Annotated in this window: 15 protein-coding genes; 7 read left to right on the top strand and 8 right to left on the bottom strand. The window is 47.0% G+C overall.

Annotated elements, in window-relative coordinates:
- Window positions 1-90: 90 nt before the first annotated feature.
- Window positions 91-1,518, top strand: a complete 1,428-nt coding sequence (locus F0265_RS20405) for an amino acid permease (RefSeq protein WP_171750175.1) — start codon at window positions 91-93, stop codon at window positions 1,516-1,518.
- Between the two features lie 68 nt (window positions 1,519-1,586).
- Here the strand turns inward: F0265_RS20405 and F0265_RS20400 are convergent, their stop codons facing one another.
- Complete coding sequence (locus tag F0265_RS20400; RefSeq protein ID WP_006959786.1) at window positions 1,587-2,198, bottom strand: TetR/AcrR family transcriptional regulator; 612 nt, start codon at window positions 2,196-2,198, stop codon at window positions 1,587-1,589.
- 149 nt (window positions 2,199-2,347) lie between these two features.
- On the opposite strand from F0265_RS20400, the gene F0265_RS20395 reads away from it, so the two are divergent.
- The 3 genes from F0265_RS20395 to ygjK all read left to right on the top strand — a co-directional run bounded on the left by F0265_RS20395 (window position 2,348) and on the right by ygjK (window position 6,430).
- Window positions 2,348-3,364, top strand: coding sequence for an MBL fold metallo-hydrolase (locus F0265_RS20395; RefSeq protein ID WP_171750174.1), 1,017 nt, complete (start codon window positions 2,348-2,350; stop codon window positions 3,362-3,364).
- Between the two features lie 11 nt (window positions 3,365-3,375).
- Window positions 3,376-3,714: a DUF5329 family protein gene (locus F0265_RS20390; RefSeq protein ID WP_171750173.1), complete on the top strand. Its 339-nt coding sequence runs from the start codon at window positions 3,376-3,378 to the stop codon at window positions 3,712-3,714.
- A 340-nt stretch (window positions 3,715-4,054) separates the two neighbouring features.
- On the top strand, window positions 4,055-6,430 hold the full coding sequence (gene ygjK / locus F0265_RS20385) for an alpha-glucosidase (RefSeq protein ID WP_171750172.1): 2,376 nt from the start codon (window positions 4,055-4,057) through the stop codon (window positions 6,428-6,430).
- 51 nt (window positions 6,431-6,481) lie between these two features.
- Here ygjK and F0265_RS20380 read toward each other — a convergent pair whose 3' ends face one another.
- From F0265_RS20380 to F0265_RS20370, 3 genes are all read right to left on the bottom strand, one after another.
- Window positions 6,482-8,725 carry a hypothetical protein gene (locus F0265_RS20380; RefSeq protein ID WP_171750171.1) on the bottom strand — a complete coding sequence of 748 codons (2,244 nt, stop codon included), beginning with the start codon at window positions 8,723-8,725 and terminating at the stop codon, window positions 6,482-6,484.
- A gap of 75 nt (window positions 8,726-8,800) precedes the next feature.
- Window positions 8,801-10,231 (bottom strand): melibiose:sodium transporter MelB, encoded by a 1,431-nt coding sequence (gene melB / locus F0265_RS20375; RefSeq protein WP_171750170.1) that lies wholly within the window; start codon window positions 10,229-10,231, stop codon window positions 8,801-8,803.
- Between the two features lie 70 nt (window positions 10,232-10,301).
- Window positions 10,302-11,654, bottom strand: a complete 1,353-nt coding sequence (locus F0265_RS20370; protein WP_171750169.1) for an alpha-glucosidase/alpha-galactosidase — start codon at window positions 11,652-11,654, stop codon at window positions 10,302-10,304.
- A 332-nt stretch (window positions 11,655-11,986) separates the two neighbouring features.
- Between F0265_RS20370 and melR the strand changes: the two genes are divergently transcribed.
- Window positions 11,987-12,988 (top strand): transcriptional regulator MelR, encoded by a 1,002-nt coding sequence (gene melR / locus F0265_RS20365; RefSeq protein WP_171750168.1) that lies wholly within the window; start codon window positions 11,987-11,989, stop codon window positions 12,986-12,988.
- Window positions 12,989-13,066: 78 nt separating this feature from the next.
- Entirely contained in the window at window positions 13,067-14,149 is a 1,083-nt protein-coding gene (locus tag F0265_RS20360) for a phosphatase PAP2 family protein (protein WP_171750167.1), read from the top strand.
- On the opposite strand, the gene F0265_RS20355 is transcribed toward F0265_RS20360, so the two are convergent.
- Window positions 14,146-15,054, bottom strand: a complete 909-nt coding sequence (locus F0265_RS20355; protein WP_171750166.1) for a LysR substrate-binding domain-containing protein — start codon at window positions 15,052-15,054, stop codon at window positions 14,146-14,148. The two genes, F0265_RS20360 and F0265_RS20355, sit on opposite strands and share 4 nt — an antisense overlap.
- A gap of 104 nt (window positions 15,055-15,158) precedes the next feature.
- Here F0265_RS20355 and chrA point away from each other — a divergent pair, with 104 nt between their 5' ends.
- Entirely contained in the window at window positions 15,159-16,304 is a 1,146-nt protein-coding gene (chrA, locus tag F0265_RS20350; RefSeq protein ID WP_171750165.1) for a chromate efflux transporter, read from the top strand.
- A gap of 43 nt (window positions 16,305-16,347) precedes the next feature.
- Here chrA and F0265_RS20345 read toward each other — a convergent pair whose 3' ends face one another.
- Genes F0265_RS20345 through F0265_RS20335 form a run of 3 tightly spaced genes read right to left on the bottom strand, consistent with a single transcriptional unit; the run spans window position 16,348 to window position 19,293 of the window.
- Entirely contained in the window at window positions 16,348-17,364 is a 1,017-nt protein-coding gene (locus F0265_RS20345) for a tetratricopeptide repeat protein (protein WP_171750164.1), read from the bottom strand.
- A gap of 13 nt (window positions 17,365-17,377) precedes the next feature.
- Window positions 17,378-18,322: a type II secretion system F family protein gene (locus tag F0265_RS20340; protein ID WP_171750163.1), complete on the bottom strand. Its 945-nt coding sequence runs from the start codon at window positions 18,320-18,322 to the stop codon at window positions 17,378-17,380.
- Window positions 18,323-18,324: 2 nt separating this feature from the next.
- Complete coding sequence (locus F0265_RS20335) at window positions 18,325-19,293, bottom strand: type II secretion system F family protein (RefSeq protein ID WP_171341218.1); 969 nt, start codon at window positions 19,291-19,293, stop codon at window positions 18,325-18,327.
- Window position 19,294: the final 1 nt, after the last annotated feature.

Here is a 19,294-nt window from a genome sequence, read left to right as displayed (position 1 = left end):
AATCGGGTCAGACACTGAATCTGGCCCACAGCAACTATCACGCTCACGAGCAATTGGGCGTATAATTGATGTGATTCATTGGAGGACATTATGTCTGAATCTCTACGCGGCACAATTGGAAAATTTGCCTTGCTGTCGATGACCTTTGCGGCGGTATTTAACGTCCGTAACATCGTAAACAACAACATTGAACTGGGGTTAAGTTCTGCCCCAGTATTCTTGCTGGCGACCATCATTTACTTTATCCCTTTCGTGTTCATCATCGCGGAATTTGTCTCGGCGAACAAAAACTCTGAGTCGGGGATGTACGACTGGCTCAAGAAACCTTTGGGCACCAAAAATGCCTATTTGGGTTCGTTCCTCTACTGGTTCGTAAACCTGTTCTGGTTCGTCTCATTACTGCCCAACGTGATTGCCTACGCATCGTATGCGATGCTCGGCTATGAATACACCTTCTCACCTATGGTGACATCACTGATTTCTATCGTCCTGTTTGCAGCGGCGACACATATCTCAACCAAAGGCGCGAGCTGGCTGGGCAAGATTTCAGAAATCGTCGCTTACGGGGTATTTGCCTTGTTTGGTATTTACGTGCTGGGTGCATTAATGGCGCTTGGCGGCGGCGATTACACACCTGCAGAGCCAATAACGCTGGAAACCATGACCCCGACCATCAACTGGGCAACCATAGGTATCATGTGTTGGATCTTCCAAGCGGCGGGCGGTGCAGAAACGGCAGCGGCGTACCTGAAAGATGTCAAAGGCGGTCAAAAAGCCTTTATCAGAGTCATCATCATCGCTGGCGTGTTGATTGGTGCCATGTACGCCGTCGGCTCTCTATTGGTTAACGTGTTTGTTCCTCGTGAAGACCTCACGTATGCGGGCGGTATGGTCGAAATCTTTACCGGTATGGCGAACTACTTCAACATCTCCGAAACCATGGTTGGCCGCTTCGTGGGTATCGTACTGTTCATTGCTATGTTTGGTTCAATGATGATGTGGACAGCGGCACCAGTAAAAATTCACTTCTCTGAAATTCCGCAGGGCGTATACGGTGAGAAAACAACCGAGCTGAATGAACATGGTGTTCCTGTTCGTGCCGCTTGGTGGCAGTTTGCTTTCGTTGTCGTGATGCTAGTGGTGAATGGCTTTGGCTCTGAGTCCGTGCAGGACATGATGAATCAAGCTATCAACCTGACAGCGGGCACCGCCATGTTACCGCCTATCTTTATCATGGTGGCTTACTTCATCTTCCGCTGGAAACACGACGATACGCCGCGTGATTTCCGCATGGGTTCCCGCAAGTTTGGTATGGGTGTGGTTTCCATTCTGATTGCCATCTTTGTAATCAGTATGACGGCTTCCGCCTTCCCGACTGGCGTTGACTTGGTTCGTGCTTTCTTCATCAACGTATTTATGACAGCGGTATTCTCAGGTATTGCTTGGTGGTGGATTTCTCGCTTTGAAAAAAAGCAAGCGAGCAAAGAGGTCAAGTTAGAAACCGCTAAACAGCCTTAATACTTAGGCTTAAACGTGACTCATAAAAAAGCCCTTACCTAAAATGGTAAGGGCTTTTCTAATTTTATTTAAACGCGATACTGACTCATAAACAGTCTTGCGGTTTGCTCAGCCAGCACCCTCGATTCTTGCTTACTCAGAGACGCTTTCATACCGAGAACCTGAGGCCAAAACGCACTGCCTTTGACCAAACTGTGCAGTTGAGTACTCGCGACAACAATGTCATCCATCGCAAGAGTTTGTTTCTCCGCCTGCTCATTCAGCCAACGAAACAACGCAGTCTCTTGCTTCGACATCTTCTCTTCTTGTTCTTTAAGCTCATCAGGCTTATAGAAAAAATACCCCAGAGCGACTTTCGCCAAATCAACATAGTGAGGGTCAGTCACCACGTTGATTTCACTTTCAAGCAGAGCAACGAGCTGCTGCTCTAAATCCAGTTCAACAAGACCTGCGACTTCATGATCTGCCATCGAAGTTCGCCACAGCTCTGACAGTAATTCCATGACAATCGCTTCTTTCGATTCGAAATGATTGTAAACCGTTCTCTTAGAGACCTCTGCCATAGCAGATAGCTTATCCATGCTGGTATTTTGCACACCAAATTCCTGAAAAGCCTGTTTTGCCGCAACCAATATCGCTTCACGTTTAATTTCGCTACGACCTTTTTTTCTCACTTTCATAGAGTTAACGATCCTACTTCATTCCGCTGAGATCTATTTTACACCAAGCAGTTTACTTTAAAAGCAAAGCATGTAAACTACACCGTATAGTTTACTTTAGGATAAACCATATGAAACGCGCATTGTTAGCCACTGTAGGAGCGATAATTATGACTACCTCAATCATTTCTTGTACCAGTTCTGACAAGGCTTCTGGTAAACAATATCCCAAGAAATTTGCTAATACGGAGCTAGAGTACAAAAGCGGATTTGGTGATATTCTTAAGATAACGAAAGCTTATTTCACCACTGAACGCCTTAACCCAACGCCAACCTTTGAGCTGCCAGTCCACGCGATCAGCACTGATCAGTTAGCCAATGAACAGCAAGACGTGTTGTATCGTTTGGGTCATTCCAGTATTGCGATGAAGATCGACCAACAGTTAATCCTGACCGATCCTGTGTTTAGTGACCGTGCATCACCCGTGCAGTGGGCAGGACCAAAGCGTTTTCACCAACCGCCGATTTCATTACAAGAGCTACCAAACATTGATGCCATTTTGATCAGCCATGACCATTACGATCACTTGGATAAAGCATCGATCAAAACGCTGACAGACAAAGTCGACGTATTTCTTGTCCCACTTAAAATTGGTCAAACATTGAGAGAGTGGAATGTCCCAGAAGAGAAGATCATTGAGCTTAACTGGTGGGAATCACATGTTCACAATAGCGTCGAATATGTACTGACACCAACACAACACTTCTCTGGCCGCGGCTTAACTGATCGCGACGGCACCCTGTGGGGCAGTTGGGTCATCAATGGACAGCAACATAAAGTGTTCTTTAGTGGTGATTCTGGCTACTTCTCTGGCTTTAAAGAGATTGGCGATAAATATGGCCCGTTTGATTTCACCATGATAGAGACAGGGGCATACAATACCCTGTGGGCAGACATCCATATGTTCCCTGAACAAAGCGTTCAGGCACACATCGACTTACAAGGTAAGGTGATGATGCCAATTCACAACGGCACCTTTGACCTCGCCATGCACGATTGGAATGAGCCAATGCAGCAAGCAATGGAGATCAGTGAACAACGCGATGTAACCATGGTGAGCCCCGAGTTTGGTCAACGGGTCGAGCTTTCCCAACCTCTGCCAATCAAACCTTGGTGGAATTTGTAAAAGAGGCTGCAATGAAGCTTAAATACCTTCTCTTACTCGTGAGCATATTGGCTCTTCCCGCAGCGGCGAATGTCGAGCAAGATGTCGACATTTTGATAGGGCAAATCGCGCAATCACCTTGCACCTTTATCCGTAACGGCGAATCATACGATCAGCAGCAGGCTGCGGAACATATTCGTAAAAAATGGCACTACGCTAAAGATGATGTTACGGATATTCAGGTGTTTATTAGCGAAGTGGCGTCTAAAAGTTGGTTTAGCGGCAAGCCATATATGGTCAAATGCGGAGACACGCAAATCACCAGCGAAGCCTGGCTCAATCAATTATGGCAGCAAGCCGAGCAGCCCTAACAATCTCTAAAAAGCACCGCGAGGTGCTTTTTTGTTTTGGCTTCATTGGTGTTTATAGCGCTAGGCATCACAATGAGGACCCGCCACCTTCCTTGAAACATCCCCCACATAAGCCCTCGCACATACTTGCCCGCACTTTATCTCGCAGATGAATCAATCAATTGCACCCAGATCGATAATGCTCTCTCTACCTATCATTAACAGGTTCGATGTAATCACCCATCAAGTAAAATTTTACTAAATTAAGATCACACATTAACTAAAGATCGGTTACCCCTTGTATTTGTGGCAGATAAAATCTTGTCAAACAACGTTCAGACCTTTGACCAAGGAAAATGACATGACCCTTAGTAAAACTTTTATCGCCCTTGCTGTAAGTTCCGCTGTGGCCATTTCTGGCTGCGCTTCAGTCACCAGTGAACCAACGCCACAGGCACTGGAGTTCAAGAACGTCATTGATCGCACTGGTTCTCCAGAATACATGCGTGACTATGATTTTGATGACCACCAGCGTTTTTACCCTTTCTTCGATTTGGGCGCGTGGCATGGCCACCTGTTACCAGACAATAAAGACGGCATGGGTGGTTTTCCGGGGACCGCATTACTGACTGAAGAATACATCAACTTTATGGCCAACAACTTCGACCGTTTAACCGTGTACAAAAATGGCCAGAAAGTAGATTTTGAGATGGAAGCGTACAGCCTGCCCGGTGCCTTGGTTCAAAAGCTGCATTCTGACGATGTACAAATCGAGATGACGCTGCGCTTTGCTAGCAACCGCACTTCGCTGCTTGAAACTAAGATCACTTCAGAGCAGCCACTTGATCTGGTGTGGGATGGTGAACTGCTGGAAAAATACCACGCTAAAGAAGGCAAGCCTCAATCCGATAAAACCATCGATCAAGCTTATCCGGATTATGACCGCCAGATTGTCGCTACCGATGACGGCCTCAAAGTGACGTTTGGTAAAGTTCGTGAAACATGGACATTGCTGACTTCAGGCGAATCTGAATATCAGATCCACAAATCCATCCCGATGAAGACCGAAATCGAGGGCCACCAGTTTGTTTCCAAAGCGCACATTTCTGGTTCGACAACCCTCTACACCACATACACGCATGCGCTGACAGCAAAAGAAAACCAAGCTGAACAGAGCAAAATACAAGACATACTCACCCACCCAGACAAGTATCAAAAAGCGTCCGTTCAACGCTGGGAGCACTACCTTGAGAAAGGGCTGACCAACCCGAATGCCACTCCAGAACAAGAGCGAGTGGCAGTCAAAGCGATGGAGACGTTGAACGGAAACTGGCGTGGTGTGGCTGGTGCGATGAAATTTGATTCTGTCACTCCATCGGTGACCGCTCGTTGGTTCTCTGGTAATCAGACTTGGCCGTGGGACACATGGAAACAAGCCTACGCAATGGCGCATTTCAACCCAGAAGTGGCGAAAGACAATATTCGCGCCATGTTCGCCTACCAGATTCAGGCCGATGATCCTGTTCGTCCGTGGGATGAAGGTTATGTACCTGACTTGCTGGCTTACAACTTAAGCCCCGAGCGTGGCGGCGATGGAGGAAACTGGAATGAACGCAACACTAAGCCGAGCTTAGCCGCATGGGCAGTCATGGAAGTGTACAAAACAACCGGTGATAAAGCGTGGTTAGAAGAGATGTACCCTAAATTGGTCGCTTACCACAACTGGTGGTTACGTAATCGCGACAACAATGGTAATGGCGTACCTGAGTATGGCGCGGCTCGTGACAAGGCCCATAACACCCCTGACGGTCAGATGCTGTTTACCGTCACTCGTGGTGACAAAGAGCAAACCTTTAGCGGGCTCGATCAATATCAAGCAATCATTGCCAATGGCCAGTACGACCATATTGAAATCCCGGCCCAAACCGCGGCGTCATGGGAATCTGGCCGCGACGATGCGGCGGTATTTGGCTTTATCGACAAAGAGCAACTGGACAAGTATGTCGAGAATGGTGGAAAACGTAGTGATTGGGATGTGCAATTCGCTCAGAACCGAGCACAAGATGGCACCCTACTAGGCTACTCATTACTGCAAGAGTCGGTCGACCAAGCCAGCTATATGTACAGCGATAATCAGTTCCTTGCTGAAATGGCCGATATCATAGGTAAGCAAGAAGAAGGACAGGTCTTCCGCGAGAAAGCCGAACACTTGGCTGATTACATCAATACCTGCATGTTCGATGAAGAAAGTAGCTATTTCTACGACATTCGCATCGAAGATAAGCCACTAACAAACGGTTGTGCAGGCAAACCGATTGTTGAACGTGGCAAAGGGCCAGAGGGCTGGTCACCACTGTTTAATGGCGCAGCAACTCAAGCACACGCCGATGCGGTGGTGAAAGTGATGAAAGATACCGAAGAGTTCAACACTTACGTGCCTCTGGGTACCGCTGCGCTGTCTAACCCTGCCTTTGGGGCTGATATCTACTGGCGTGGGCGTGTGTGGGTCGACCAATTCTACTTTGGCCTTAAAGGAATGGAGAAATACGGTTACCGTGATGATGCAGTCGAGATGGCCACGGCTTTCTTCGACAATGCCGACGGCTTGATTCAAGACGGCCCAATCAGAGAGAACTACAATCCGCTTACCGGCGCTCAACAAGGTGCTCCGAACTTCTCTTGGAGTGCGGCTCACCTGTATATGCTTTACAACGATTTCTTTACCTCGGAAGAGTAACAAACAACAAAGGGCGCTTAATCGCGCCCTTTCAATTAGAATTTAAGTAAGTTAGCGGCTTTTCGACACTGTATGTGACTCTTTCCCTAGCACATTAACCAGTACGTAGCTCACCTTCTGACCATTAACCACTTTGTGTTTCGCTTCAACGGTCTTTCCATTGACCACCAACTTTGGATAATCCCCATAGAACCACGCTTCCCACGTGAGCGGCTTATTATTGTTATTGGTTAGTGTCGACTTTTCAGTACCCTCATGGCGCAGCGCGACTTCATGCTCGCCCATTGGTAAGTAATCAACCGCGAGCCAGTCAATATCCGCTGTCAGATGCGATGCCGTGATCAGATGACTGTCCGCCGCGTTTGGTTTCACTCCCATCAGCCCTTCAATGGTATTGGCGATAAAGGTAAACGAGATCTCCGGATAATCGCCATTGGTGCCTTGTGTCGGACGCTCATGAGGTAAGTCTTTCATATCCATGATGTACTGCATCCACTTCCAGGCTTCCTCATTGCGGTTGTATGGGAAATAGGTCTCTGGGATGTAGCTGTACGCCTCGATATTGTTCGGAGCATCCGGCGTCGAGCCAATGCCATCGCCGAGACTTTGCGAAATAAAGTCTAGGTATCGGTCATTGCGCTCACCCGGCTCGGTGATCAGCTTCATCGGCATAAACCAGCTGTTTTCTTTACCAAAGTCGTTCAGCCTCAAGCCATCCTTCTGCACTATGTTGACGTAGTTATCCAAAGGCTTTTCTGGGTCAGCGATACTCCACTCCTGATTAAAGTAGTCTTTCAGTTGCTGGGCTTTTTGTTGCCATTGTCGAGATTCACTGTACTCGTCTCTGGCGTTAAGCATGGCCGCATAAGCCACCGTTGCTTGATACTGAGAGCCAATCCCGTCACCCGCTTCAATCGGGAATTCACCCCGTTCGTTATAGGTTGCCGAGCCTTCAAAGATACCACCATAACCTTCAGCGATGCCGTTTGGATCCTGATCGTCATGCAGTGCGATGTAGTCGGTCATCACTTTGGTGTAAAAGCGCCACAGATCTTTGTCTTCAATGTAGCGCTTATCACCCGTCCATTGGTATTGCTCCCAAGCCTTCTCAAGAAATTCAAACTGCGCCGGCACTTCACGCACAAACCAGTCGTCGTCTTCATAGTCGATCAGGTGTGGGCTGCCATCGAAGTTGATCGCCCACAGGGTGTACCACTTTCTCGATTCAGTAGAGTGCTTAGCGAAGGTTTTGAACATAGAGAAGTTTTCACGATCTAAGCCCGCTAACTTGGCGCCAGCCGACTGGTGAAGAAAGTCCCGAGAGTAGAAAGCCGTACGATCAAAATAGCCCGCCCAATAGGAAGGTAAGTAATCCGCGCTGCCTGTGCCATCATTGTTGTTTTCATCACGGTTGATCAAGTCGTGCTGCCCCGTCATCACAAACTGACGTGTCTTCTCTATCGCCCAGTCAAACGAGTCCTGCAATTTATCATTGGAAGACGAAACGGTGACTTGCTTCGCTTTAACCCGAGCACGCACTTTCCACTTCTCAACCCGCCCTTTTTCATCCTTAAGCTTGATGTGAACTGGTTGACTGAAATCGAGGACTTCCCCCTGCTCGACAGACGCTCGAGATCCTTTAGACACACGCAGTTTAGCAATCGCTACTTCAGAGACGTCACTCGCATACGGCAGTTCAAACTCGATGGTTCTGCGTTCTTTATCGATGATGCTCTCACCGGATTGACCTTTAGCCTTAAACCCTATGATTTGATTAAAACGTGGCGACTTGGATTTAGTATTTTTTACCAGTTCAACCTGATCGATACTGACACTGCCCGTATCTGACCCAGTGAAACGCAGCTTTATCTGCTCACCCTTCTCCAGCGGGATCTGTTTAACCTTATTGTGCTTGTAGTCACGACTCTTTTTGAGTTTTTTACTCAAGAAAGCTTCATCGCTAAGGTTAGTTAATTCAACGCGAGCATCTTTGCCCGGGCTGATCGCTTGAACCGACAGCTGATAAAAGCCCGTTTCAGGTATAGTGACTATCTGGCTGATGCTGTGTCTGGCACCAATGGCAATTCTGCCGCGATATTGGCCTTCAAACGCTTTGTCGTCTTTGATATTGGCAAACCAGTAATGCCAACCTAGGCCACTGTCTTCAAACCCTGGGTTAGCCAGAGCGTTGTGGTTTTCTCCAGCTGCAAGTGCTGTCCCAGGTAAAGTGTTAGCAGACACCGCTTCACTCAGCAGAGATCCTAGGATCATGCTGGCAATCAATGAGTGTTTCATCTTGTTTAGCTCCCTATTCCATTGGGATATTCAGAAATTAGATAAGCAGCCCTTTAAGTAAAAGGGCTGAACAGATTACGCCTGAGCAGGCTGAGGTTTGTCGGATGAGGCGATGCCTTCATTAAGCTCATCGTTGCCAACTAGCTCATATTTTTCCATCAGCTGTTGCTGGATCTGCTGATGATACGCGCCATTCAGTTTGTAGTAGCGGAAGTACATAAACAGTGCGATAGCAAAGAACAAACTTGGTAAGCCAATCATGATGCACTGCATACCAAAGATGGTTTCCGGCGTTTGTTCCACGTTAGGCACGTAGTGCACAGCGGTTAAGGCAATGCCGATAAAGAAAGCCGCAAACGCTGAACCCGCTTTTACTACCAGAGTCTGTACTGAGTAGGCAATGCTCTCACAGCGCACACCAAGCTTCACTTCACCATAATCAACCGTATCAGCCACCATAATCACGTTAAGTACCCAGAACAATGCCGTACCAATTTGCAGGAACACACCTGCGGTAGAGATAAGCAGCACGCTTTGGGTATCGTTCATGCCGATGTAGATCAGCACTGCACTGCCAATAATCGGGAAGCCAGACGCACAGGCCCAAAGTACTCGACGAGAGAACCACTGAGCCAGTTTAGGGAACAGAACCAGCGTGATAAGGTTAGCGATGCTGGCGTACGCCATGTAGTAAGGGAACAGGCTTTCATCCCCTACGACATAAGTGAAGTAGTACACGGCAAAGGCGGTAATAATGTTGGTCGCTAGGTTGTAAGACAGAGCCATGCACAGCAGGCTGCTAAGCTGATCGTTCTTATAGATCAACGACAGCATTTTCTTCAGTGAGACCTTCTCTTCGGGCTGAGCTTTATTGAGTTTGGTGGTTGAGTAACGCTCTTTTACGTTGCGTAGAGTGACAAAAGTGGAAATCAGGAAACAAACGATCAGTAACAGGGTGAACATCTGAAAACCAAAGCCTTTGTTGTCTTCACCACCGACATAGTTAATGAATGGCATCGCAATCGCAGCGGTTACCGTCCACGCTAAGCTAGCAAAGAACCTCGGGAAAGGGACCAGCTCTTCACGCTCTCGCTTATCGATTGTCAGCGTCGGTACCAGAGACCAGAAAGGGATGTCCATCAGGGTGTAAGTCATACCCCATAGAATGTAGGTAATGGCTGCGTAGGCGATAAGCCATGGGCCTTCAATCAGGTGGGCACTGAACACCATGTACAGCACTACAGAATTAGTTAAGGTACCAATCAGAATCCAGGGTTTGAATTTCCCCCAACGGGTTCGGGTATTATTCACCACCCAGCCCATGATCGGGTCATTGACTGCATCCCAGATCCGCGCCACCAAAAAGATGGTGCCAACAATACCAGCAGAGATACCGACCACATCCGTGTAGTAAAACATCAGATACATGTAGACGATTGTAATGGCGAAATCCTTGCCGTAGGCACCAAACCCATAGCTGAGTTTGGTGCTCATCGAAATACTCATGTTTGCTCCTTAACGCTCCCATCACTGGGAGCGTATATGATTCACGTTATTGAAAGGGATATTATTGTTTTTATTGATAAACCCATTCAGGAAGCCATCCCTGATGTGCTTCGATTAAGTCATCCACCAACGCGTAGATTTCATCGATGCCGAGAACAGCCGCGGTATGTGGATCCAACATCGCAGCGTGGTAAATGCGCTCACGGTTTTCTGTCAGGATGGCTTCAGTGAGCAGGGTTTGAACATTAACGTTAGTCTGCATCAATGCCGCTAAATGGCTCGGCAAGCGTCCTGCTTTGGTTGGCTGAATGCCATTGGCGTCAACCAGACAAGCAACTTCAACGCAGCAGCCCTGCGGTAGGTTGTCGATCAAACCTTCATTCTTAACGTTGCCGTAGATAACACTCGGTGCGCCCGTCCAGATCGAGTTCATGATCGTACTGGCGTACTCCTGAGATTCTTTTACTGTGATTTGGTCAGCTTGCTTGTAGTCTTCTAAATCTTGCTTCCAAGCAGCAATCTGCTCAACACAACGTTTTGGGTACTCGTCAATTGGCACTTTATAGCGCTCAATCAGATCGGGCCGATTTGGCTTGATAAAGTAAGGCGTGTATTCCGCAAAATGCTCCGAAGATTCCGTGACAAAGTAGCCCAGCTTCTTGAACATTTCGTAGCGCACTAAATTGGTACAGCGACCATCGTGATGCAAACCCGGTTTAGGCGCCTCGCCACGTTCAAATGCTTGCAGCAGATCTGGATAGATATCAACGTAATTGCCTTGCTCGTCCTTCTTTTCCAACGTCAGGTAGTAGGCCATATGGTTGATGCCCGCACAGGTATAACGCAAGTCGGCGTAATCCAAATCCAGATCACGTGCTAGCTCTTCCGCCGTCCCCTGCACGGAGTGACACAAGCCAACCTGTTTAATCTCTGGGTACTTTTCATACATGGCCCAGGTATTCATCGCCATTGGGTTCACGTAGTTCAGCATGGTGGCATCCGGGCAGACTTGTTTCATGTCTTCACACACGCTCCACAGGTGTGGAATGGTGCGTAACGAACGCATAATGCCGCCAGGGCCTAAGGTATCAGCAATAGTCTGCTCCAACCCATGGCGCTTGCACACGTCGAAGTCGGTCACGGTGCAAGGCTCATAACCCCCAATCTGAAATGCGATGACAACAAAATCGGCGTCCTGCAACGCTTCTTTCTGATCAAGGTGGCAAGAGATGGTGCCCGTGGCTCCTGCAGAATTCATCAGCTTACTGACGACGAGATGCGACTCTTCAAGACGAATCTGGTCAATATCCATTAGCGCTACATGCGCATTTTTTAATGCAGGCTTATGAAATACATCACCAAGAATGTTTTTAACAAAGATGGTCGAGCCGGCACCGATAAACGTAATTTTTGGACTGTTCATGCTCATGTGATCCTTTATTGATAGGTCTAGGTCATGCATCCACATTACTGACTTGATTATGATTAAGTCGTCTCGGTTCAACTCATCACTCTCTCATTTACTAAGATTTAATGTCTCGGTTAACAAAAAAGGAGTTTTTAGGAGTCTTTAAGCAATATTCAGGATTGATTGAGCACTCAAATCGAAAAACCACCGCCAATAACGGCAAAATGTTAGCTGTGTTACGTTCTCACCCACAAAATGAGCGACTTATTCAGCTTTTGAACTACCTCTCTTTTTACCAAACAAAGGTCTGTTACAACCCTGTGACTACCATTTCGTAAGGAGCCGACATGCCCTCGCCTAACGACCAACTCTCTGTGACTGCTCAAGAGCAGTACTCTTCAGAATGTGTCTCTGTCAGCCCACTGTCACTCTATTCCTCTTACGAAAAAATTGATGTGGAAATACGCGCGCCCCACGCCATGCCCGGTTACCACTGGCATGGGCAAATTGAGGTCAATATCCCGTTTGGTGACGACGTAGAGTACATGATGAATGGCAGCCCAATTCACCTCAAAAATGGCAGTATTGGTCTTTTTTGGGCTTCGGTGCCGCATCGCCTCACTGATCCCGGCGCCAGCCACAACATGGGCATCATCAATATCCCAATTCATCACTTTATGTCGTGGCCACTCAATCGTGAGCTGGTGAGCCAGCTTACCCATGGCGCAGTGCTGCAATCTGAGTCCTGTAATTTAATCAGCGAATTTGAAATAGCTCGCTGGGCAGAAGAGAGCCAACACCCATCGGAAAACCGCCAGCAGTTAGTCACTGATGAGATTGGATTGATGCTTAAACGCGTCTGTCTCGATGGTTGGCAGCAACTTTCAACAGGTCGCACAGATAAAGCCGCGAAGAGCAATACTTCAAAGCACTCGCAGTTTTATGTCAGCCAGATGCTGGAGTACATCGCGACCCACCACAACACTCCACTTACAGCACAAAAGGTCGCTGACTACGCGGGGCTGCACGCCAATTACGCCATGACTATTTTTCAGCGCACCATGCAAATGACCATCAAGCAGTACATTACTGCGATGCGAATTAATCATGCCCGAGCGCTGCTGAGTGACACGGAGCGAACCATACTCGACATTTCCCTTACGGTAGGATTTAACTCCATCAGCCGCTTTTACGACACCTTCCGTCGATGTATGGAGGTCACACCGACTCAGTATCGTAAGCTCAGCCGAGAAGATCATCGCTGGGGCTGGAAAGACGCCAACCCGCTTAATCAATTAGAGAAGGGCGCCTGTGATGGCAAACGGCCACTGGTGGTGAGTCATAAGTAGCTGCGCTGCCGCTTCGAAGCCCCACAAGTTGCTCTACACTTAAAGTCAGGCTCATTCGTATCATAGATATAGGCAGCAGTGGACAAAGCACAGGCAATCACTCAGTGGCAACAGATACAATCAGACCTGTACCGGGATCGGGTGCTTTATGGGTATGTGTTTGCGACCACTCTTTGTTTGTATGTTTTATCACTACTTTATCTGGATGACCCAAGATTTGAATTTGATCCTATCATCTACTTGGCGACGCTAGTCCAAGTCTGTTATGTCACGTTTCTAGTGTGGAGCTGCGTCTACTATGTGTATTTGCTTTACCATCGAAAACCTCACCCCACACTTTACTTTTTCAGAGCGATTCGTTCATTTTTTCAACCTTTGTCGAAAGCCATTAGCTTTGCGTTACTTGTATTGGCACTGAACCTGACCTTTTCCAGCTACACGTTTCTAAAACCCTTGATCCCTGAACTCAATCCATTTCAGTTTGATGAGCTTTTTTACCAGCTGGACAAATGGCTACATTTCGGCGTTTCACCGTGGCAAATCACGCATCAAGTGTTTAGCAATGCGTTAGCGAGTAGCGTGATTAATTTTTTATACCACTTATGGTTTCTTCTAATGTGGGGGAGCGTGCTGTTTTTCATCATTCGCCGTGACCTCGAAAAATTGAGAGACCAGTTTCTTATTACGTTTCTTACTAGTTGGTTGTTAATAGGCGGTGTTGCAGCAGTACTGATGTCATCCGCGGGCCCGTGTTACATGCACTTACTCAACCCAGAGCATCAATACTATTTACCTTTAATCGAGCGGCTGGAAACACAGAGCCAAATATTGGTCGACAACCACTGGTTTCCTCTTTGGGCCTTGGATGTTCAGGAAATGCTATGGCAAATGTATTCAAACCAGAACTCTGGTATTGGCGGTGGTATATCAGCCATGCCGAGCATGCATGTTTCAGTCGCAGTAACAATGGCACTCGCATTCCAAAAATTGCACAAGAAGTTAGGTTATTTGATGTGGGGTTATGTTTTGGCCATACAGATTGGTTCGGTCCATCTCGCTTGGCACTATGCCATTGACGGTTATCTGAGTGCTATTCTCACACTAGTGATTTGGAAATCAGTCAGCGCACTCCACACATTCAAATCCTCCCACCTTCCCTAACAAATGGTTTCGGCAACAACATGTCGAACCCAGGTATTCTTTTCGTCACTATTGAGCGCTTTTAGAAACAACATTTTAATTTCAAAGTCCGGCACTTCAATGGGAGGTTCGACCGCTTGTAGACTGTGACTATACATCTCCATCTCAGCAAAACGCTTCGGGACAATACATATCAGCTTCCGACCAATCAGCAACCGCCTGATGGTTAAGAAGTTGCGAGAGGCGACCCCAACACGGCGCTGAAGCCCTAGCTTTGCCAATCGCTCATCAACTTGGGTTTGCAAGTTGCCATCGGGACTGACTAAGGCATGCTCGACTGACACAAATTGCTCCAGCGTCATCGGCAGCTCTACTTCGAAACATTGAGGATCGTATAAACAGAGGTGCTGCTCCGTATATAAGCGTTGTGACAAATACCGACTGCCATGATTGGTAATACTGCCAATAACCATATCGAGGTGTTCACTGTCAGCGATGTCTTGGTAATTACTGCGATTAACGTTGTAAAAACTAATTTGAGAGAGAGGGGAATGACGCTTAATCGCATCATAAAGCGGTGCAGCAAACAACTGTTCGGCATAATCCGTCAGACCAATTTTCCACGCACCGCTGTACTCTTGTGGAACAAAATGCTGCTTTGTCAGCAGATCATTTTTAATGCTTGCCAACAAATTATGAACTACCGGAGCCATATCATGAGAGCGCAGTGTCGGTTCCATGCGTGTGCCAATACGTTCAAATAAAGGGTCATCAAACAATGCTCGAAGACGCTGCAAGGTATGGCTCATAGCAGACTGACTCACATAACACTGCTGCGCTGCAAGGCTAACGCTTTGGGTATTGTACAAAGCCTGAAACGCCACAAGTAAATTGAGGTCGATCCCTTTCCAGTTAAACTCTTTCACGGCAATCCCATATTATTCATACATCATATTAAAACCATTAATTTGAATCATTTTAGTACATTTCTTAAAGTATGCGCAGTATTTGTTCTAAGAGTTACCAGACCATGTTGTCTATTTTTAAAACCTTTTTTTGGCTTGGTTGGATAAGCTTCGGCGGCCCAGCAGCCCATATCGGCTACTTTCGCAATACCTTTGTTGAAAAGCTCAAATGGCTTGATGATAAGGAGTACGCTCAGATTGTCGCATTGAGTCAGTTCCTCCCAGGCCCTGGTTCAAGTCAGGTAGGTTTTGCTCTCGGTTACAGACGTGGCGGTTTACCGGGTGCCTGTATGGCATTTTTGGGCTTTACCCTGCCTTCCGTTCTTATCATGCTGGCGCTGGCGGTACTTAGTAGCCAACTGACAGAAACCTCTCTGTTTCAGAATATTGTCCACGGTTTGAAACTGTTGGCCGTTGTTGTGGTTGCAGACGCCACTTGGGGAATGTACAAAAACTTCTGCAAGGAAAAACTCTCAGTATCGCTTTGTTTATTAACCGCAATTTCACTGTTAGTTCTTCCCGGTATCGCGACCCAAATGCTAGTTTTAGTTATCGCAGCACTTATCGGCATGAAGTATTTGGGTAATCAGGAAGAGTCTGTCCAGACACGCTTTGAGCCTTCAATTCTCCCCTTGGCTCTCTTCGTTGTTCTTATTGTGGGCTTGCCTTTTGTCGCTTCCAGTGTGCCCGCTCTGGGACTATTCAATGACTTTTTCCAAGCAGGTAGCCTAGTATTCGGTGGCGGCCATGTGGTCCTGCCATTACTGCAAAATATTGTCGGTGACCAACTTAGCCAAGACGCTTTCCTAACAGGATATGCCGCCGCTCAGGCCGTGCCTGGGCCGATGTTTACCTTTGCCACTTACATTGGTTATGAGTTACTACCTCAAGCACCAATCGCCGGCGCACTGATTGCTACTATGGGTGTCTTTTTGCCGGGGTTCTTACTACTTTTAGGGGTACTGAAAAATTGGCAGTCGCTGGCTAAAATGCCCAAAGTGTCTGGCGCCGTAAACGGCGTGAATGCAGCCGTTGTTGGCCTCTTGGTAGCTGCACTTTATCAGCCCGTATTTACCAGCGCGGTCATGAGCCCAATTGATATCTCTTTTGTTTTGGTGGGCTTCTATCTGCTTAAACAGCTCAAACTGCCTATTGTCTGGATGGTGATATTCTTTATGGCCGCAGGTATCGCAGGTGGCTATCTCAACTGATATCACTGAGAGACAAAAAGGGAGAGCATTGGCTCTCCCTTTTTTATTCCGCTACCGCAGCAGTTTTGGTTTTTTCTTCCCGCACCATAGCTAACGCGCGTTCTAGATTTTCGTTGGCGACTTTATAGTAAGACGTTTTTGTGTCGATAGCTTGCTGCAAGTATGGGATCGCCTTGTCTGGCTTGCCTTGTAGGATTAAAAAATACCCGACATTGTTCAACGCTTCCGGCTTACCCATATGCTGTGAAAAAACGTTGATCGCTCGGGTAATTTCGCCTTTGCCTAAGTAAATCAGAGCAAGGTTATTCAACGCTTTATCATTGGTCGGATCTTTATCCAGAGCCTCTAAAGTAAACCTCTGTGCTTTGCGGTAATCTCCTTCCATATAAAATGAGTAGCCTACGTTGGTTAAGGTTTTTACCGAATTGGGTTTGATACTTAGCGCTTTTTTATAGAACGCCTGAGCTCGCTTATGATCAGTATCAATATCGGCAATGACTCCTAGCCCCATGTAGGCAAACTCTGGAGAATAGTTATCTGTTTTCAACATAGCTATCTCTTTCGAAGTCGCTAAATCTTCCTCGCTGAGTGTTTTTTTGCTCCCCAATCGAATTTGGTCGGCATTAATCGCTTTGAGGAAATAACTACCACCAGATTCCACATCGCCCGAGCGGCTGTAAATGGCACCGATCTGTTCAAGCACCTTCACATTATTCGGATTTTCTTTTAGCGCCAGCTGATACGCTTTTTGCGCCATCGGTAAATTGTTGCGAGATTGGTGAATTCGACCAATGTTGTACAACGAACGATCGTGAAATTGGCCATTTTCAAATGCCAACGAGCGAATGTATTCATACAAGGCCAAATCAACATTGCCAGCATTCAGAGCATCATCGCCCCGAGTAATGGCTTCTTTTTCTGTTTTCGGTGGCTCGTCTGAAGTCAAAGAGTCAATGGGTTTACCTTCATAAAGCGACGTATCAATACTCGGCTCATTCGATGCACAAGCCGTCAGCAGCACTCCAGATAGGGTGAGCACTATCAGATGAAATCCTTTCATTGCCCCACTCCTTTTAGTTTCCTAGGGTCGATGTGAATAGCAGCATAGAAGGGCCAATTGCGACAATGAAAAAGCACGGCCAGATAAAGAGCAGCAGAGGAAAGATCATTTTAGTCGGTATCTTCGCTGCTATTTCTTCGACTTCTTGATTTCTCTTGTCCCGATAATCATCGGTATATTCACGTAATGTTTGTGCCAAACTACCACCAATGCGCGAGGCATGTGCCAGCATGGTGACCAGACCCGCAATCTCAATAAGCCCAGTACGCTCAATCAAGTCATTGAATGCGTCTGACATTTCCACACCTGCATTAATTTTGACACATACGGTATCCAGCTCATCAGCAAAATCTGGATGAGAGATTGCAACCTCGTCAGCGACGCGGCGAAGTGCTGAATTAAATCCCAACCCCGACTCCGTACACACCACCATTAAATCTAATGCATCCGGGATACCACCACGAATTCTTGATTGACGCTTTTTGACCAAATGTCCGAGCAGTATATTGGGCACATAAAGCCCACCCCCAACACTCGCTACCATGACTAAATTCAGCATCGCCATGTCTGGGGTAAGAAAGTAAAAGCCTGCCGCTAACCCTAAACCGACCGCGACTGTCATGCCTTTAAACGCATAGAAAACCGTCAATGCATTCGCATCATGATAGCCAGCATGCATGAGTTTTTGCCGTATACTCTCGCTCTCTTTTGAGTTAGAAGGCTTCATCACAGGAGCCAGTGACTCTAAAGTATGATCCAGCCTGCGACTTTTTTTCAGTTTGTCTGAACGAGTAGACTGCCTGAGTTGTTCAAGCTTTAATTTTAGAGGCGATTTAGGCCCAACCAGCAACAGCGACAGGGTGAACACCACCAGCACCGTTGCCAAGAGAATTAGGCCCAAAAAGACTGTCTGCTCGTCTAGGTTGTAAACTGCAAACTGTTCCATAATCGTTTCCATGTCTACACCTCGAAATTAATGATTTTCCGTATCCACAGAGAACCGATAAATAAGCTAACGACACCACCACTGATCAGCTTCATCCCCCTAGGATCGGTATAAAGAGGTTCCACGTAACCAGGGTTTACAAAGCTTAGGAAGAGAAAAAGCACAAAAGGTGACAGTACCAAAATCCATGCAGATAAACGGCTTTCTGCTGATAATGTCTTAATTTTTCGCTGCAACTTAAAACGAGCTCTCAACACCCTAGACACTTTTTCCAGATTCTCAGATAAGTTACCCCCGGTCTCCTTTTGCAGCAGCACTGCACTGGAAAACGCCAGCATGGAAACGGTCGGCGTTCGTTCTGCCATCTGCATAATCGCCATACGCATGTCATAGCCGTAATTCAAAAGATTAAAAGTATTTTTGAACTCAACACCAATTGGAGCTGGCATCTCTTCTCCAACCTCACTGAAGGCTTGAGTGACGGGCTGCCCTGCTTGCAACATACGCCGCATAATATCTAATGCCTCCGGTAGCTGTCCTTCAAACGCGGAAAGGCGGTCCGATATTTTCTTGTTGAGCCAGAAATAAAGAAATGCCCAGATGGCGACTACTACTGCTAAAGCCACATAGACAGGTTGGCTTATCAAAAGAACAATAAAGAAGCCACACACTGATAGGATCGATGTCACTGTCAAAGTCTGTGTCAAACTCCAGTCATAACCGGAAAGCTCAATCATTTTTTTGAGTGAAGAGAACACCTCAAACCGAACCAACTTTCTATCCAATGGCGTCAAGCTCTTAAGGTAATGCTCTTGGAGTAGAGATAACGCTTCTTCATCGAGCTTCGATTGGGACTCTTTAAGACGTTCGGACAACTCTTTGTGCTTAGCCTTGCTCCCCGCTGCAGGCAAAATCAATGCTTGTGAAATAAACACCACAGCAAAAAACAAGAGTACGAAAAAGAATGTTGCGTCCTGATGCATG

It is taken from the genome of Vibrio sp. RE88, from assembly GCF_013113835.1.
Lineage (GTDB): Bacteria > Pseudomonadota > Gammaproteobacteria > Enterobacterales > Vibrionaceae > Vibrio.
Note: the sequence above shows the minus strand (reverse complement) of the source record. Positions and strands in the feature narration are given on the sequence as shown.

Coding starts and splice junctions, on each gene's coding strand:
- F0265_RS20405 (WP_171750175.1), top strand. CDS start 91: ATGTCTGAATCTCTACGCGGCACAATTGGAAAATTTGCCTTGCTGTCG.
- F0265_RS20400 (WP_006959786.1), bottom strand. CDS start 2,198: ATGAAAGTGAGAAAAAAAGGTCGTAGCGAAATTAAACGTGAAGCGATA.
- F0265_RS20395 (WP_171750174.1), top strand. CDS start 2,348: ATGACTACCTCAATCATTTCTTGTACCAGTTCTGACAAGGCTTCTGGT.
- F0265_RS20390 (WP_171750173.1), top strand. CDS start 3,376: ATGAAGCTTAAATACCTTCTCTTACTCGTGAGCATATTGGCTCTTCCC.
- ygjK (WP_171750172.1), top strand. CDS start 4,055: ATGACCCTTAGTAAAACTTTTATCGCCCTTGCTGTAAGTTCCGCTGTG.
- F0265_RS20380 (WP_171750171.1), bottom strand. CDS start 8,725: ATGAAACACTCATTGATTGCCAGCATGATCCTAGGATCTCTGCTGAGT.
- melB (WP_171750170.1), bottom strand. CDS start 10,231: ATGAGTATTTCGATGAGCACCAAACTCAGCTATGGGTTTGGTGCCTAC.
- F0265_RS20370 (WP_171750169.1), bottom strand. CDS start 11,654: ATGAACAGTCCAAAAATTACGTTTATCGGTGCCGGCTCGACCATCTTT.
- melR (WP_171750168.1), top strand. CDS start 11,987: ATGCCCTCGCCTAACGACCAACTCTCTGTGACTGCTCAAGAGCAGTAC.
- chrA (WP_171750165.1), top strand. CDS start 15,159: ATGTTGTCTATTTTTAAAACCTTTTTTTGGCTTGGTTGGATAAGCTTC.
- F0265_RS20345 (WP_171750164.1), bottom strand. CDS start 17,364: ATGAAAGGATTTCATCTGATAGTGCTCACCCTATCTGGAGTGCTGCTG.
- F0265_RS20340 (WP_171750163.1), bottom strand. CDS start 18,322: ATGGAAACGATTATGGAACAGTTTGCAGTTTACAACCTAGACGAGCAG.
- F0265_RS20335 (WP_171341218.1), bottom strand. CDS start 19,293: ATGCATCAGGACGCAACATTCTTTTTCGTACTCTTGTTTTTTGCTGTG.